This is a genomic window from Vibrio sp. A11, from assembly GCF_013048705.1.
In the GTDB taxonomy this organism is placed as follows: domain Bacteria; phylum Pseudomonadota; class Gammaproteobacteria; order Enterobacterales; family Vibrionaceae; genus Vibrio; species Vibrio metschnikovii.
This window is the reverse complement of record NZ_VHSI01000013.1, coordinates 84326-99404: the sequence shown is the minus strand read 5'-3', so window position 1 is coordinate 99404 and position 15079 is coordinate 84326. Positions and strand designations below refer to the sequence as shown.

The following is a 15079-nucleotide window of genomic DNA, read 5'->3' as shown; positions in this document are numbered from 1 at the left end:
ATTTGCTTGGCGACCATAGCGTTTTGGACCCACCTGACTCCATGCCGAACTCAGAAGTGAAACGAAACAGCGTCGATGGTAGTGTGGGGTCTCCCCATGTGAGAGTAGAACATCGCCAGGCTTTAATTTTTCCGCTTAATAAGCGGCCGACCATGAGCAAATATTATTTTCTTGTGGATTAAAAATTGTGGAGAGATGGCTGAGTGGTTGAAAGCACCGGTCTTGAAAACCGGCGATGGTTAATAGCTATCCTAGGGTTCAAATCCCTATCTCTCCGCCACTATTTAAAAAGCCGCTAATTTATTAGCGGCTTTTTTGCGTTACGCACCTGATTAAATCTCAATAAAAAAGATCGAATGTTTCGATCTTTTTTATTTTTTATATTATTGGCCTTTTTTATATTGGCCTTTTTTATATTGGCCTAGTGGCGTGCGGCGACTTTGTTTATTAACGTCTGTTTTTCACTTTCAGATAAGAAGGCAAGTGTTACACCATTCTTCTGTGCCTGATAAATCTGTTCGCCACTAAGGCCCGCTTTAGGCGCCGCGATCAGATATTCGTGAGGAAGTTCTATGCCTTCTACAGCAGGGTCATCTGTGTTAAGGCAAGCCAAGATACCGTGATTTAAAAAGAGTTTAATTGGGTGTTTCTCTAAGCTTTCAACCGTACTGGTTTGAATATTAGATGTTAGACAAGATTCAATACCAATATGATGTTTTGCCAGATAATCCATCAGCTTGGGATCGTTAATCGCTTTGACGCCATGGCCAATACGTGTAGCCCCTAATTCTTTAATCGCCTGCCACATACTTTCAGGACCAGCGGCTTCTCCAGCGTGTACTGTGACATGTAACCCTGCATCTTTAACTTGTTTAAAATGTTGGACAAAGCGCTCTCCAGGTTGTCCTAATTCATCACCAGCAAGATCGACTGCGACAATATGATCTTTTTGGCTAAGAATCGCCTCTAATTCTTTCTGGCATGCATCGGTTCCGAAAGTTCGGCTCATAATACCAATCAGATTAGCTTGAATCCCGAAGTCGCGAACCCCAGCTTGTACACCATCCACGACGGCTTCAACGACACCAGCAATAGGGAGATTATGTTTCATGGCCATGTAGTAAGGTGAAAATCGTAATTCGGTATAATCAATCTGAGCACGTAAAGCATCTTCTACATTCTCATAGGCGACTCTACGGCATGCCTCTAAATCACCTAGTACCGCAACTCCCCAGTCCAATTTAGATAGGAAAGCGACTAACGAAGGCTCTGCTTCAACGATTTGTACATAAGGTGTTAAGCCTTCTACCGTATTGGCAGGCAGTGCGACATTAAACTTACGACCTAGGTCGAGAATGGTTTGAGTGCGTATGTTGCCATCTAAATGGCGATGTAAATCGGTAAGAGGGAAGTTTTTGGTTATCATGGCATTTTTCCAAGTCATATTGTCAATCAAGTATAAAAACCAAACGCATGTCTGTCAGTAAGACGAGCTTGGGAATCTGCACAATTCATCTTTATTTTGTTATTGTTTACTGAAAGTGTTGATAGCTTACGAGTAAAGCTCTTTTAATTTACGCGTTAAGGTGTTGCGTCCCCAGCCTAATACTTTAGCTGCCTCTTGTTTATGGCCGTGAGTATGATCGAGCGCTACCTCTAATAGGATACGTTCAAATTCTGGTTGAGCATGGGTTAAAAGATCGGTTTCACCAGCCGCTAATGCAGATCTTGCCCAGACCTCAAGCTGAGCTTGCCAATGTATATCCGTTGTTGTTTCTACTGCTTTACGTTGTTGGAGTAGCTCTGGCGGAAAGTCGCTTGGCAAAACTTCACTGCCGCTGGCCATTACTGTTAGCCATCGGCACATATTTTCTAGTTGCCTTACATTACCTGGCCAATCCAAGCGATTAAGAATTTCAACACTCTTAGGATGCAATGTTTTCATTTCTACACTGAGCTCTTTTGCTGCTAATGCTAAAAAATGTTTAGTCAGTTTTTCAATATCTTGTCGCCGCTCACGTAAAGCCGGAATGTGAATTCGGATCACATTAAGGCGATGAAATAAGTCTTCACGAAATTTTCCTTGTTGAACTAATTTTTCTAAGTGTTGATGGGTTGCAGCCACAATGCGAACATCAACTTTTAAAGCTAGGTGCCCACCAACGCGATAAAATTGTCCGTCAGAAAGGACTCGCAATAATCGTGTTTGTATATCAAGTGGCATATCACCAATTTCGTCAAGGAAGAGAGTTCCCCCGTTGGCCTGTTCAAAGCGCCCTTGACGAACACTATTTGCTCCAGTGAAAGCCCCTTTTTCGTGTCCAAACAGTTCGGATTCAATTAAGTCCTTCGGAATGGCAGCCATATTAAGGGCGATAAATGGTTTTTGTGCTCTAGGACTATGACGATGTAAAGCATGAGCGACCAATTCTTTACCTGTTCCTGACTCTCCATTAATCAGTACCGAGATGGAGGAACGGGAAAGTCGGCCAATCGCTCGAAACACCTCTTGCATCGCCGGTGCTTCGCCAATAATTTCAGGTGATCTATAGGTTGAGATTGTGTGCTGTACTTGAGTCGTGCGCTGCTCTTGTCCGTGTGCCATCGCTCGTTCGACTAAGGTAACGGCTTCATCGACGTCAAAAGGTTTGGCGAGATATTCAAAAGCGCCTTTCTGATACGCATTCACGGCTGCATCTAAATCAGAATGAGCCGTCATAATAATGATCGGTAATTCAGGCGTACGAGAATGGACTTGGTTAAGTAGCTCAATACCATCCATGCCAGGCATTCGAATATCAGAGATCAGTGCATCTGGTGTCTCTCTTTCTAACGCCATTAGGACACTTTCTGCATCAGAAAAGGTTTCACATTTTATATTGGCTGCGGCTAAGGTTTTTTCGAGAACCCAGCGGATTGAGCTATCATCATCAACCACCCAGACGTATCCTTTGCTCATGTTTGTTCTCCTTTTTATTCGACCGGATCCTGGTCAGGTTAAATGGGTAAATAAATGGTAAATGCGGTACGCCCTGGCCAGCTTTCAACGTCAATTTTTCCATTGTGTTGATCAATGAGGTTTTGTGAGATGGACAGTCCTAGTCCTGTTCCTCCTTCTCGGCCACTCACCATGGGATAAAATAAGGTATCTTGCAGCTCAAGAGGGATGCCAGGGCCATTGTCGATGATTTCAATTTTAGCGGCCAATTTATGACGATGACCGTGAATATTGGCTTGATGCACGGTTCTGGTACGCAGCGTAATCATTCCATAAGGTTGGTGAGCGAGAATTTGCGCAGCGTTACTAACAATATTTAATAGTGCTTGTTCAATTTGATCGGTATCCATCAATAGCTCAGGTAGACTCGGATCATAATCTCTTTCAATGGTGATTGAGTGGGTTGTTTCCAATTCAATCAATTGCCTTACTTTTTCTAGAATAACATGTAAATTCTCATGCGTTTTTTTTCCAGGTTTTTGGGGGCCAAGTAGCCTGTCGACTAGCGTTCTTAAACGATCGGCTTGTTCAATAATGATTTGCGTATATTCAGTTAGTTCACGATTAGGAAGCATTCTCTCGAGTAGTTGCGCTGCGCCGCGTAATCCTCCTAACGGATTTTTAATTTCATGGGCCAAACTTCGCACCAATAACTTTGCTGCTTGTTGCTGAGCATGTTGGTTGAGTTCTTGTGTTAAACGTCGCTGTTGACCAATCTTCCTCATTTCAACCAATAGCATGAGCTCTTTTTGCCATGAAAAAGGGCTTACCGTGACTTCTAGCATCAGTGGTTTGCCATCCACTACAAACGTGACGTCACTGTCGGTAATACTTTGTCCGCTTTGTAATGGTTGAGTTAATAAAGCGAGATCAAGCGAGGCATGTTGTACGAGTGCAGACAATGATTGATGAAGAATACGTTTAGCACTTTGCGAGAAGAGTTGCTCCGCCGCAGGGTTAGCATAACGAACAGATAAGTTCTCATCGAGTAACAACGTTGCGGTGACGAGATTATTTAATATCGCTTCACTTCGGTCTAGATTCACAGCGGCATCCTATTACCCATTGATACATTGCACCAGTTTGGTGCGGTCGATAGTTCAGTATGGCGCAACGGAATAAAAAGCAAAAGCTTAAATAAGAGCGAGAGTCTTCATTTCTCATGGCTGTCAGTTATCGCGGCATTGGCTGACGAGGTGTTGTCACCCTTTTGCATTGATAAAGCATGAGATATCAGCTTGCTATGGTTTGTTCACTCAGTATGAGATCATACAATGACCGATTAATGCCGCGCAGCTCGATGTAAATAAACCGTTACTGACTTAGTTGATGCAATAACCTTGCCGTTTTCAATTGCTTGAATCATCAAACGATGTTCACCTCGATCGATATTTTTTAACTCCCAATAATTTTGCGTATTAGGCGCACCATAGGCTTGGTTATTAAGCATCAGTTGTAGGTGCTGATGGGTTGTCAAAGGGCGACTTAACTCAACGACAACTTTAATTCGTCCTTGGTTATCACGAATCGTTTGTTGATCAAGTGGCGAGATTATCTGTAGTGCTAAGGCTGGCAACTCGGAGCGGCTAGGTTGAGAGGTTTTACTTGGTAGGGGTTCATCGATTGGTATTGCTTCACTAAATTGAGGCTCGGGAGCAAGATGATCGTCGACTGATAAGGTAATTAATTGAGCATGTGGGCTCTGAGCAAAATCACTAAAATGAACTATCCCGTGTTCATCTTCCCAAACGTACACCGTTTGTGCATGACAGGTGATTGGCAACAGCACGCTGTAGATCAGTAAACACACGATAAATATCGGATTCATTTTTTACCTCATATTTTACGGCTTATTTGCTCAGAAATGGTGCAATGGAGCTAGTGAGCACCGAATTAGGTATTAGGTTTGACGGTTATGCTCCTGTTTGGTTAGACGATGACGATGTTAAAGTGAATGGAAAGAAAGCCAAATAAACAAAAGGCCCGCCTGCGAGGCGAGCCTAGAATTACGTTGCAAAATAAGCTGAGATTTACATTAGGTGCTGATTACACCGAATAATAAAGTTCAAACTCAAGTGGATGAACGGCCATATTGACACGCTCAACATCTTTTGATTTCAGAGCAATATAAGAGTTAATGAAATCATCAGAGAACACGCCACCTACGGTCAGGAACTCACGATCTTCGTCAAGTGCTTTTAGCGCGACTTCTAAAGATTCGGCGACTTTTGGAATCTCAGCGGCTTCTTCTGCTGGTAAGTCGTACAAATCTTTATCCATGGCTTCACCAGGATGGATTTTATTTTTGATACCATCAAGGCCTGCCATTAGCAGTGCAGCGAACGCAAGGTATGGGTTTGCTGCTGGGTCTGGGAAGCGAGCTTCGATACGACGCGCTTTCGGGCTTGGCACGACAGGGATACGGATCGATGCAGAGCGGTTACGCGCTGAATAAGCAAGCATAACTGGTGCTTCAAACCCTGGAACAAGACGTTTGTACGAGTTAGTTGATGGGTTAGCGAAAGCGTTAATAGCACGGGCGTGTTTGATAATACCGCCAATATAATACAGGGCAAGATCAGAGAGACCGCCGTATTTGTCACCCGCAAATAAATTGACGCCATCTTTTGCTAGTGATTGGTGTACGTGCATACCTGACCCATTATCACCAACGAGAGGTTTAGGCATAAAGGTCGCGGTTTTGCCAAACGCATGAGCAACGTTATGTACAACGTATTTGTAAATTTGGATCTCGTCTGCTTTTGTGGTCAACGTGTTAAATCGAGTCGCGATTTCGTTTTGACCTGCGGTGGCCACTTCATGGTGATGTGCTTCAACGACTAAGCCCATTTCTTCCATGATCAAGCACATCGCAGAGCGGATGTTTTGTGATGAATCGACTGGAGCAACAGGGAAGTAACCGCCTTTTACGCCTGGACGGTGACCTTTGTTACCACCTTCAATTTCTGCACCTGTATTCCAAGCCGCTTCGATATCGTCAATCTTGAATGACGCACCAGACATGTTGTTGGTATATTTTACGTCATCAAAGAGGAAAAATTCTGGCTCTGGGCCGACAAGAACGGTATCCGCGATACCGGTTGAACGCATATAATCTTCGGCACGCTTAGCAATAGAGCGTGGGTCACGGTCGTAGCCTTGCATCGTGGCTGGTTCAAGAATGTCACAACGAATATTGAGAGTGACATCATCGGTAAATGGGTCAAGCACGGCACTGGATGCGTCAGGCATCATCACCATGTCAGATTCATTGATTCCTTTCCAGCCAGCAACTGATGAACCATCGAACATCTTACCTTCTTCGAAGAAGTCTGCGTCGATTTGGTGAGCAGGAATAGAGATATGTTGCTCTTTACCTTTTGTATCGGTAAAGCGTAAGTCAACAAACTTAACTTCGTTTTCTTGGATCAGCGATAGTACGTTTTCTACTGACATCTTGGATAACCTCCAGTGTTAAATAAAGCGGTTTGGGCTCGAATCAAAATGAAATCAGCACAGATTAATGTTTTTTCATCAAGCTTAATCCGTACTGTATTTATCTAAGCGATAATCGTGCCAGTTTTTATTGTCCATAAAATCAATTGCTTGTGTTTTGATGGGTGAGTTTGGTGCGTATTGTTGCACCAAAAAGATCACGTATTGCACTTTTTTGGTGCAATACGGTAGCGTTGCTCACTACGGCTAACAAAGCTTGTTCATTCAGCCGATTATTCATGGCTTTGTCAATCTTCATTTCTGTGTGGGGATCGGGTTTGAATTAAGCGGGAACGACGACTAGGATGTAATGGGACAATATTGAGCGTGATAGATCACATTTTTCTAGGTTTTTCGCCAAAATCTGGTACATTATTGACCATTTTTTTAACGAAAATTTTGGCTACGTTTGTGCACTCCCGTAGAAACGAGCTATCTGTGTAAAATAAGTGAAGCAAAACTCCATGGCTACTCCACAAATTGAAAAACTAAGAAACATCGCGATCATCGCGCACGTTGACCACGGCAAAACGACCTTGGTGGATAAACTACTCCAGCAGTCGGGTACCTTAGAGTCTCGCGGTGACGCTGAAGAGCGAGTCATGGACTCGAACGATATTGAAAAAGAACGTGGTATTACGATTCTTGCCAAAAATACCGCGATCAATTGGCACGATTACCGTATTAACATCGTAGACACCCCTGGACACGCTGACTTCGGTGGTGAAGTTGAGCGTATTATGTCGATGGTTGATTGTGTTTGCTTGATTGTCGATGCTGTTGATGGTCCTATGCCACAAACACGCTTTGTGACTCAAAAAGCTTTTGCTCATGGCTTAAAGCCGATTGTCGTTATCAATAAAATTGACCGTCCAGGTGCTCGCCCTGACTGGGTAATGGATCAAGTGTTTGACTTGTTTGATAATCTAGGGGCAAGTGATGAACAGTTGGATTTCCAAGTGGTTTATGCTTCAGCACTGAATGGTTGGGCGACCTTAGAAGAAGGTGTTATTGGTGAAAACATGGAACCATTGTTCCAAGCCATCGTCGATAATGTGGAGCCTCCACAAGTGGATCTTTCTGGTCCATTACAGATGCAAATTTCACAACTTGATTATAGCTCGTACGTTGGCGTTATCGGTGTAGGCCGTGTGACTCGTGGTAGCGTAAAGGCTAACCAACAAGTAACGGTTATTTCTGCTGATGGTAAAAAACGCAACGGTAAAGTCGGTACTGTACTCGGATACCTTGGTTTACAACGTACGGAAACCGAACTGGCCACTGCTGGTGATATCGTCGCGGTTACTGGATTGGGTGAGCTGAAGATATCGGATACGATTTGTGATGTTAATGCCGTTGAAGCGTTACCACCATTGAGCGTTGATGAGCCTACTGTGACCATGACTTTCCAAGTAAATACTTCTCCTTTTGCTGGTAAAGAAGGTAAGTTCGTTACTTCACGTAATATTCTTGAACGTCTTGAGAAAGAGTTAGTGCATAACGTGGCACTTCGTGTAGAGCAAACCGAAGATCCCGATAAATTCCGTGTTTCTGGTCGTGGTGAATTACACCTCTCTATCTTGATCGAAAACATGCGTCGCGAAGGCTTTGAATTAGCGGTTTCACGCCCAGAAGTTATTCTTAAAGAAGAAAATGGCCAGTTAATGGAACCGTTTGAGACCGTGACTATCGACGTGATGGAAGAGCATCAAGGCGGGATCATGGAGAAAATTGGTCTGCGCAAAGGCGAGATGAAAGATATGTCGCCAGATGGTAAAGGCCGAGTTCGTTTAGACTTTGTGATGCCTTCTCGTGGACTGATTGGTTTTCAAACAGAGTTTATGACACTAACGTCAGGTTCAGGTTTGCTTTATCATACGTTTGATCATTATGGTCCTCACAAAGGTGGTGATATTGGTCAGCGAGTGAATGGCGTACTGATTTCTAATGCGACGGGTAAGGCATTAACTTACGCATTGTTTAACTTGCAAGAGCGTGGTCGCTTGTTTACTGAGCATGCTGACGAAGTCTACGAAGGTCAAGTGATCGGCATTCATAATCGTTCTAACGATCTAACCGTAAACTGTCTAAAAGGTAAGCAGCTGACCAACGTACGTGCTTCTGGTACGGACGAAGCTCAGGTGCTAACCCCTGCGATTAAATTTACTCTTGAGCAGGCACTTGAGTTCATTGATGATGATGAATTGGTTGAAGTGACGCCAAAGAGCATTCGTATTCGTAAGAAACACCTAACCGAAAACGAGCGTAAACGTGCTTCTCGTGGCTAATTAATGGTCATAATGGCAGTGAAAACCCTTATCCTGTAAAGGCTAAGGGTTTTTTTATATCGCGAGTTGGCTTGGTGTGAGAGTGATGTCTAATCAAGGGGAAATGAAGCGTTGGATGATGCGTTTAAGGATATCCTGACATAAGATGTTGTGATGGTGGAGAGGCAATAGCGTCAATTTTTCAGTACACTAGCATAGTGGACAGCACAACGTAGGAGTGAGATTTTGGCCCTAGAGATGTTATTTAAGCAAAGCGTGCGGTTTGTTCGTTATTTATTCAACCGAATGAATCATGACCGAATCAATATTAATGCCGGCTATTTAGCTTATATTACTTTATTGTCCCTTGTGCCGATGTTAACGGTGCTGTTATCCATTCTTTCCTCGTTTGCCATTTTTGATAATGTAGGGGAAATTATCCAAGAGTTTGTGATCACTCACTTTGTTCCTGCGGCCGGCGATGCGGTTAGTAACGCTTTACTGCAGTTTGTTGCTAATACGGGAAAAATGACCGCTGTTGGTGGGGCCTTCTTATTTATTGCCGCGTTAATGCTGATCTCAAATATCGATAAGAATATGAATTTTATTTGGCGAGTACGCAATAAGCGGCGGGTCGTCTTTTCATTTTCTATGTATTGGATGATTTTGACCTTAGGGCCGATTCTTGTCGGCACGAGCATTGCGGTGACCTCCTATGTAACGTCTTTGAAATTGGTGGAAAGTGAAGCGTTTAGCGGTGTTTTTCGATTGTTTTTAAGCCGATTGCCTTTTTTATTGTCCTTTTTTGCTTTTGTGGGTTTGTATGTTTTGGTTCCCAATAAAAAAGTTCGCCTCGTTCACGCTCTATCCGGAGCATTTGTTGCCGCTTTGTTGTTTGAGTTAAGCAAAAAAGCCTTTGCCGCTTATATTACCCAATTTCCGTCTTATCAATTGATTTATGGCGCACTCGCAGCGATACCGATTTTATTCGTCTGGGTATATTTATGTTGGTTGATTGTACTGATTGGTGCTGAGTTTACTGCCGCTTTAGGTGAAAGTGAGCAATGGAAGCGCGAGCCTAACGTGGTAGACTCAACCACTCGATTAGATAAATTAGCAGAGAAACCACAAGGAGATCCAAGTGATCGCTTTAATTCAACGGGTGAGTGAAGCTGCGGTTCGCGTCGATGGTGACGTCGTCGGACAAATTGAGCGCGGTTTATTGGTGTTACTGGGAGTCGAGCGTGATGATGATGAGGCTAAGGCGAAGCGTTTGGTCGAGCGGGTCACGCAGTATCGCGTTTTTGAAGATGAAGCCGGTAAAATGAACCTTAGCGTGCAAGATGTTGGTGGTAGTGTTTTGGTCGTTTCACAGTTTACGCTGCCTGCTGATACCAAAAAAGGCACCCGAGCCGGTTTCTCACGTGGGGCTGCACCACAAGAAGCGGAACGCCTGTACGATTATTTTTCAGATCTATGTGCGACCATTTTACCGACGCAGCGAGGACGTTTTGCGAAGGATATGCAAGTCTCACTTATTAACGATGGTCCAGTGACTTTTTGGTTACAGGTTTAATCTGAGCGAAATAGCGCTTTAGGAAGGGAATCAATGTTTAAGCTTATCACTCCCAAGACGGAAAACCAGCTCAACAAGTATTACCATTTTCGTTGGCAGATGCTACGTGAGCCGTGGCGAATGCCCTTAGGTTCGGAGCGTGATGAATACGATCCCATGAGTCATCATCGAATGATTGTCGATGGACGAGGACGACCGATTGCGATTGGTCGGGTCTATATCACTCCTGACAGTGAAGGGCAAATTCGCTACATGGCGGTGAAGTCTAGTGCGCGTAACAAAGGGATGGGATCCTTGTTGTTAGTGGCACTTGAGTCTTTAGCTCGTCAGGAAGGAGCGAAGCGTTTAGTGTGTAATGCTCGCGAAGATGCGATTGCTTTTTATGCACAAAATGGCTTTGAGCGACGAGGACCTTTAACGGATGAGCGAGGCCCGGTGCGTCATCAGCAAATGGTTAAACCGCTAGACCCGATGGCCGATGTATTGCGTAAACCAGAGTGGTGTACAGAGTTACAAGAACGCTGGGCGACGCATATTCCGATCAGTGACAAGATGGGTATTAAAGTCCAACAGTATACCGGTTATCAGTTTCAATGCAGTGCGCAGCTTAACCCTAATTTAAATCCTCACAATACGTTATTCGCTGGTTCGGCGTTCACTTTGGCCACTCTGACGGGGTGGGGAATGGCTTGGTTATTAATGCGTGAGCGTAATCTGCAAGGGGACATTGTGCTGGTTGATAGCCGTATTCGTTATCGGCATCCAGTGGTGCATAATCCCGTTGCATCGACCTCATTAGATGGGATCAGCGGTGATCTTGATCGCCTGGCTTCAGGGAGAAAAGCACGTATTGTGGTCAAAGTGGATATCAGTAGTGGTACTAAAGATGCGGTAGAATTTATTGGTACCTATATGCTCATCCCCGATTATTTGACGATCATTGATAACGCTCGAGCTTAATCGTTCCTCGCTTGAGCATGGTGATCTATCCATATCAGTGAGATCAGTTATCTTGTCGATGGATTCTCCGTTGATCGGCATAGCGCGTTAACTTGTGTCGCCTGTTGATCTCGTAATAGATCGAAGTGATGCTCAGTGCAATCTTGCCACAGATGCAGTTCTAGCATTGCTTGATCGGGGGTTAATAAATCCATATTTCCGTCAAGTTTGGCATTCAGTTTAGGGCCAGATAGAGTGATTGGTGGGAGTTGTAGTCGTCCTCGGTCAGCCGTTAGCTGAATGGCATCTGATTCAAAAGGTTGAACCACCAGCGTATCATGATGTTGATAAGTAAAGGTTCCTTGACGCAAGTAGCCATTAAGTTGCCCAGTTAAGGAGTGGCTGAACATCGGGTAATCACCAGCTAGCCCTTGTGCGGTAACAGTAAACTCAGCTAAAGCATCGACGTTTAATGGCAGTGGAACCCAATGGTTAAAAAGCTGCAGTGGTAGGCCATCGGCATGCAATTGGAGTTGCCAAGGCGCACTGGCTGTCGTGGCATCCCAATTTGCTGTCGCATCAAGATACCCTTGTTCGAGAGGGAAAAAAGCTCGAGTGATATGCCCAAGGCCATTGTGGCTACTGACCTCGATAATCGCTTGTGAGGTTAGTGTTTGTTCAATACTGGCATTATTAGCACTTAAAGTCAGTTGCCCGTTCCATAATCCCCATCGTCCATGACGCTTCAATTCCAGCCCTTGCCCAGCAGCGTTGAATCCAGAGAGTTGCCAATGGGGGGAGTCAGCTAACTGAATCAGTTGTAAGTTATTTAAGTTCAACTGTTCAATGTGTAAGTTTTTTAAGGCAGAGAGGGCATGACTGGGTAATGAAAACTGACCAATTTGCTCTTGAATCCAGCGACTTCGGCTGATGGCCAGTCGATGTAGATAGAGCTCATCTGGGGTAACAAAACCATTAAATTGAACATGCCCATCAAGCCAGTCGGCGGTAAATTCAGTGATTGTGATTTTTTGGGGAGTCAATTCCAGTTTAAACGTGGGTTCGTTCCATTGCTGATTTTGCCAGAGCAGACTATCGGCATTAAGGGAGAGATAGCCATTTTCTTGCTGCCACCAAGATGGGGTAAGTAATAGATTCTCGAGAGAAAAACTCACGTTATTCAAGGTGACGTCACCTTGCTGAATATCGCTATTAAGAACATCTAAGCTATTAATATGAAACAGATGCTTTTCAATAAGTTGTCGCCAAGCCAGCGGAGGTAATGGTGAGTTTGGGGTGATGTTTAAGCGATTGATGGTGGCATTCACTAGTGACCAACCTTGTGGATACTGCTCCGCTTGGCCAGAAAAAAGCGCCTGTCGCCAAGCAAAGGAAAAGCCGTAAATGGTGCTCTGTTGCGCTCGATGATCGGCATCAATCAATAATTGACTTAACGCTTCACCTTGCCAATAAACCTGTTCCGCAGATAACTGCAGTTTACCGTAAGGTAATGAGTGGGTCGTTGCTGGCCATTGCGGTTGCTCTATTTGACCGCTTAGGCCGCGGATGATCCAATCATGATGTACATAATCAATATTGCGTATCGCTAACTGATGCAGTGCCCACTGCTTAGGCCATTGATAACTCGGTAGTCCAGAAGAGAGATTTGCTCCATCGATTAATAGGCTATCAATTTGCCACCGCCCCTGTTTTCGTAAACGGGGGTTGAGCCAAATATCTACTTGTTGGGCGTGAAAAGGGTTGGATGAGAGATAAAGCGTTGGATTGATGAAACGAAAGTGCAGTGGATAAGTATACTCGAGTTGATGGAAAGTGACGGTTTGTGGCCATAGCTGATTAACGAACCATTGTGCGCAAGGGGTCAGGTAGCGAGTATGCACTAGGGCGAAGAGCAATAATACACCACTGGTCATGACAAGAAGACTCGCGATACCCAGGGTCAGCAGTTTTTTCATCATTCTCTCATACTGTCATTATGCGAATGCATAGCTTGGCGTATCTTGCGTAGCGGTTCAAGCCAAAAATAGCCCCTCATTGCGAGGGGCTAGTCTAGTTATAATCGCTTAATCAAGCTGTGGGCCTGCGCTCACTAATGCTTTGCCTTCCGCGTTGTCTGTATACTTAGCAAAGTTGTTGATAAAGCGAGCCGCAAGATCTTTGGCTTTGCTTTCCCACTGTAATGGATCGACGTAAGTGTCACGAGGGTCCAAAATCGCAGGATCAACCCCAGGTAAAGCGGTCGGGATTTCTAGATTAAAGATGGGAATCGATTTGGTTTGTGCTTGCTCAATCGAACCATCCAGAATCGCATCAATGATTGCACGAGTATCTTTAATTGAGATACGTTTACCAGAACCGTTCCAACCAGTATTGACCAGATAGGCTTCTGCGCCAGCTTGTTCCATACGTTTAACGAGTACTTCGGCGTACTGAGTTGGGTGTAAGGTTAGGAAAGCTGCACCAAAACACGCCGAGAAAGTAGGGGTTGGTTCGGTTATCCCACGTTCGGTACCCGCTAGTTTAGCGGTAAACCCAGATAGGAAATGATACTTGGTCTGCTCAGGGGTCAGTTTCGATACTGGAGGCAGTACGCCAAAAGCATCGGCGGAAAGGAAGATCACTTTATTGGCATGACCACCTTTAGAGACTGGCTTAACAATGTTTTCGATATGGTAAATGGGGTAAGAGACACGGGTATTTTCAGTCTTAGACCCATCATCAAAATCGATGGAGCCATCACCGCGCACAGTGACGTTTTCTAGTAATGCATCACGACGAATCGCATTATAAATGTCGGGTTCGGCTTCTTTGGACAGTTTAATAGTTTTAGCGTAGCAGCCACCTTCAAAGTTAAACACGCCGTCATCATCCCAGCCATGTTCATCATCACCGATCAAAGCACGTTTCGGATCGGTAGAGAGCGTGGTTTTGCCAGTTCCGGATAGACCGAAGAAAATCGCCACATCGCCCTCTTTACCCATATTGGCTGAGCAGTGCATTGAGGCGATACCTTGTAATGGAAGGAAGTAGTTCATCATCGCGAACATACCTTTCTTCATCTCACCGCCGTACCAAGTGCCGCCGATCAGCTGCATTTTCTCGGTGAGATTAAATACGGTAAAGTTTTCTGAATTTAATCCCTGTTGTTGCCATTTGTCATTGGTGCATTTCGCGCCGTTCATCACCACAAAGTCAGCTTTAAAAGTCGCTAACTCTTCTTCACTGGGGCGAATAAACATATTTTTCACAAAGTGAGCTTGCCAAGCAACTTCAGTAATCACGCGAATATTGAGACGAGTATCTGGGTTAGCACCACAATAGCCGTCAATAACGAATAGACGTTTGCCTGATAGCTGTTTAGTAACAAGAGATTTTAGGTCATTCCAAACCGCTTGATTGATCGGCTTGTTATCATTTTTGGCGTGCTCTGAAGTCCACCATAAGGTATCGCGGGTAGTATCGTCATTGACAATAAATTTATCTTTTGGTGATCGGCCAGTGAAAATACCCGTATCAACAGCGACGGCTCCCAGCTCTGTCACGATGCCTTTTTCATAGCCAGCCAAATCTGAGCGAGTTTCTTCCGCGAACAACAGCTCGTAACTGGGGTTACGGATCACTTCTGTCGCGTTGGTAATTCCATATTGGGTAAGATCTAATTGTGCAGCCTTGGTATGTTCCATAACGGTCATTAGGTGCTCCTTATAAGGATTTTGTAGGGATTTTATGTAACTTTTTGTAATTGTTATCTGTTTACCATGCTAACAACGGGGTACCGAAAAA

The 15079-nt window shown here is 44.4% G+C and carries 11 protein-coding genes, 1 tRNA gene and 1 rRNA gene; 6 read left to right on the top strand and 7 right to left on the bottom strand.

Annotated elements, in window-relative coordinates; genetic code table 11:
• The first annotated feature begins 5 nt into the window (after positions 1-5).
• Positions 6-121: ribosomal RNA gene (gene rrf, locus FKQ60_RS13580) — 5S ribosomal RNA — on the top strand.
• A 68-nt stretch (positions 122-189) separates the two neighbouring features.
• Positions 190-280, top strand: a tRNA-Ser gene (locus tag FKQ60_RS13575).
• Between the two features lie 141 nt (positions 281-421).
• Here the strand turns inward: FKQ60_RS13575 and add are convergent.
• The 5 genes from add to glnA all read right to left on the bottom strand — a co-directional run bounded on the left by add (position 422) and on the right by glnA (position 6454).
• On the bottom strand, positions 422-1426 hold the full coding sequence (add, locus tag FKQ60_RS13570) for an adenosine deaminase (protein WP_170906659.1): 1005 nt from the start codon (positions 1424-1426) through the stop codon (positions 422-424).
• Positions 1427-1552: 126 nt separating this feature from the next.
• The gene (gene glnG / locus FKQ60_RS13565) at positions 1553-2959 is read right to left on the bottom strand and encodes a nitrogen regulation protein NR(I) (RefSeq protein ID WP_004394360.1); all 1407 of its coding nucleotides are present in this window, start codon (positions 2957-2959) and stop codon (positions 1553-1555) included.
• Between the two features lie 38 nt (positions 2960-2997).
• On the bottom strand, positions 2998-4044 hold the full coding sequence (gene glnL, locus FKQ60_RS13560) for a nitrogen regulation protein NR(II) (RefSeq protein WP_004394361.1): 1047 nt from the start codon (positions 4042-4044) through the stop codon (positions 2998-3000).
• 236 nt (positions 4045-4280) lie between these two features.
• Positions 4281-4826 carry a DUF4124 domain-containing protein gene (locus FKQ60_RS13555; protein ID WP_158144593.1) on the bottom strand — a complete coding sequence of 182 codons (546 nt, stop codon included), beginning with the start codon at positions 4824-4826 and terminating at the stop codon, positions 4281-4283.
• Positions 4827-5044: 218 nt separating this feature from the next.
• A complete protein-coding gene (glnA, locus tag FKQ60_RS13550) occupies positions 5045-6454 on the bottom strand; it encodes a glutamate--ammonia ligase (RefSeq protein ID WP_154169882.1) in 1410 nt (469 codons plus the stop codon).
• Positions 6455-6957: 503 nt separating this feature from the next.
• On the opposite strand from glnA, the gene typA reads away from it, so the two are divergent.
• The 4 genes from typA to FKQ60_RS13530 all read left to right on the top strand — a co-directional run bounded on the left by typA (position 6958) and on the right by FKQ60_RS13530 (position 11296).
• Positions 6958-8781: a translational GTPase TypA gene (gene typA / locus FKQ60_RS13545; RefSeq protein WP_004394366.1), complete on the top strand. Its 1824-nt coding sequence runs from the start codon at positions 6958-6960 to the stop codon at positions 8779-8781.
• A 225-nt stretch (positions 8782-9006) separates the two neighbouring features.
• Positions 9007-9930, top strand: coding sequence for a virulence factor BrkB family protein (locus tag FKQ60_RS13540; protein ID WP_004394367.1), 924 nt, complete (start codon positions 9007-9009; stop codon positions 9928-9930).
• The gene (gene dtd / locus FKQ60_RS13535) at positions 9902-10336 is read left to right on the top strand and encodes a D-aminoacyl-tRNA deacylase (protein ID WP_170905293.1); all 435 of its coding nucleotides are present in this window, start codon (positions 9902-9904) and stop codon (positions 10334-10336) included. The genes FKQ60_RS13540 and dtd overlap by 29 nt, the downstream gene beginning before the upstream one ends.
• Before the next feature lie 33 nt (positions 10337-10369).
• Entirely contained in the window at positions 10370-11296 is a 927-nt protein-coding gene (locus FKQ60_RS13530; protein ID WP_004394369.1) for a bifunctional GNAT family N-acetyltransferase/hotdog fold thioesterase, read from the top strand.
• A 47-nt stretch (positions 11297-11343) separates the two neighbouring features.
• Here the strand turns inward: FKQ60_RS13530 and FKQ60_RS13525 are convergent, their stop codons facing one another.
• Positions 11344-13251 carry an AsmA family protein gene (locus FKQ60_RS13525; RefSeq protein WP_170905294.1) on the bottom strand — a complete coding sequence of 636 codons (1908 nt, stop codon included), beginning with the start codon at positions 13249-13251 and terminating at the stop codon, positions 11344-11346.
• A gap of 108 nt (positions 13252-13359) precedes the next feature.
• Positions 13360-14988, bottom strand: coding sequence for a phosphoenolpyruvate carboxykinase (ATP) (gene pckA / locus FKQ60_RS13520; RefSeq protein ID WP_158144597.1), 1629 nt, complete (start codon positions 14986-14988; stop codon positions 13360-13362).
• Positions 14989-15079: the final 91 nt, after the last annotated feature.

Coding starts and splice junctions, on each gene's coding strand:
- add (WP_170906659.1), bottom strand. CDS start 1,426: ATGATAACCAAAAACTTCCCTCTTACCGATTTACATCGCCATTTAGAT.
- glnG (WP_004394360.1), bottom strand. CDS start 2,959: ATGAGCAAAGGATACGTCTGGGTGGTTGATGATGATAGCTCAATCCGC.
- FKQ60_RS13555 (WP_158144593.1), bottom strand. CDS start 4,826: ATGAATCCGATATTTATCGTGTGTTTACTGATCTACAGCGTGCTGTTG.
- glnA (WP_154169882.1), bottom strand. CDS start 6,454: ATGTCAGTAGAAAACGTACTATCGCTGATCCAAGAAAACGAAGTTAAG.
- typA (WP_004394366.1), top strand. CDS start 6,958: ATGGCTACTCCACAAATTGAAAAACTAAGAAACATCGCGATCATCGCG.
- FKQ60_RS13530 (WP_004394369.1), top strand. CDS start 10,370: ATGTTTAAGCTTATCACTCCCAAGACGGAAAACCAGCTCAACAAGTAT.
- FKQ60_RS13525 (WP_170905294.1), bottom strand. CDS start 13,251: ATGAAAAAACTGCTGACCCTGGGTATCGCGAGTCTTCTTGTCATGACC.
- pckA (WP_158144597.1), bottom strand. CDS start 14,988: ATGACCGTTATGGAACATACCAAGGCTGCACAATTAGATCTTACCCAA.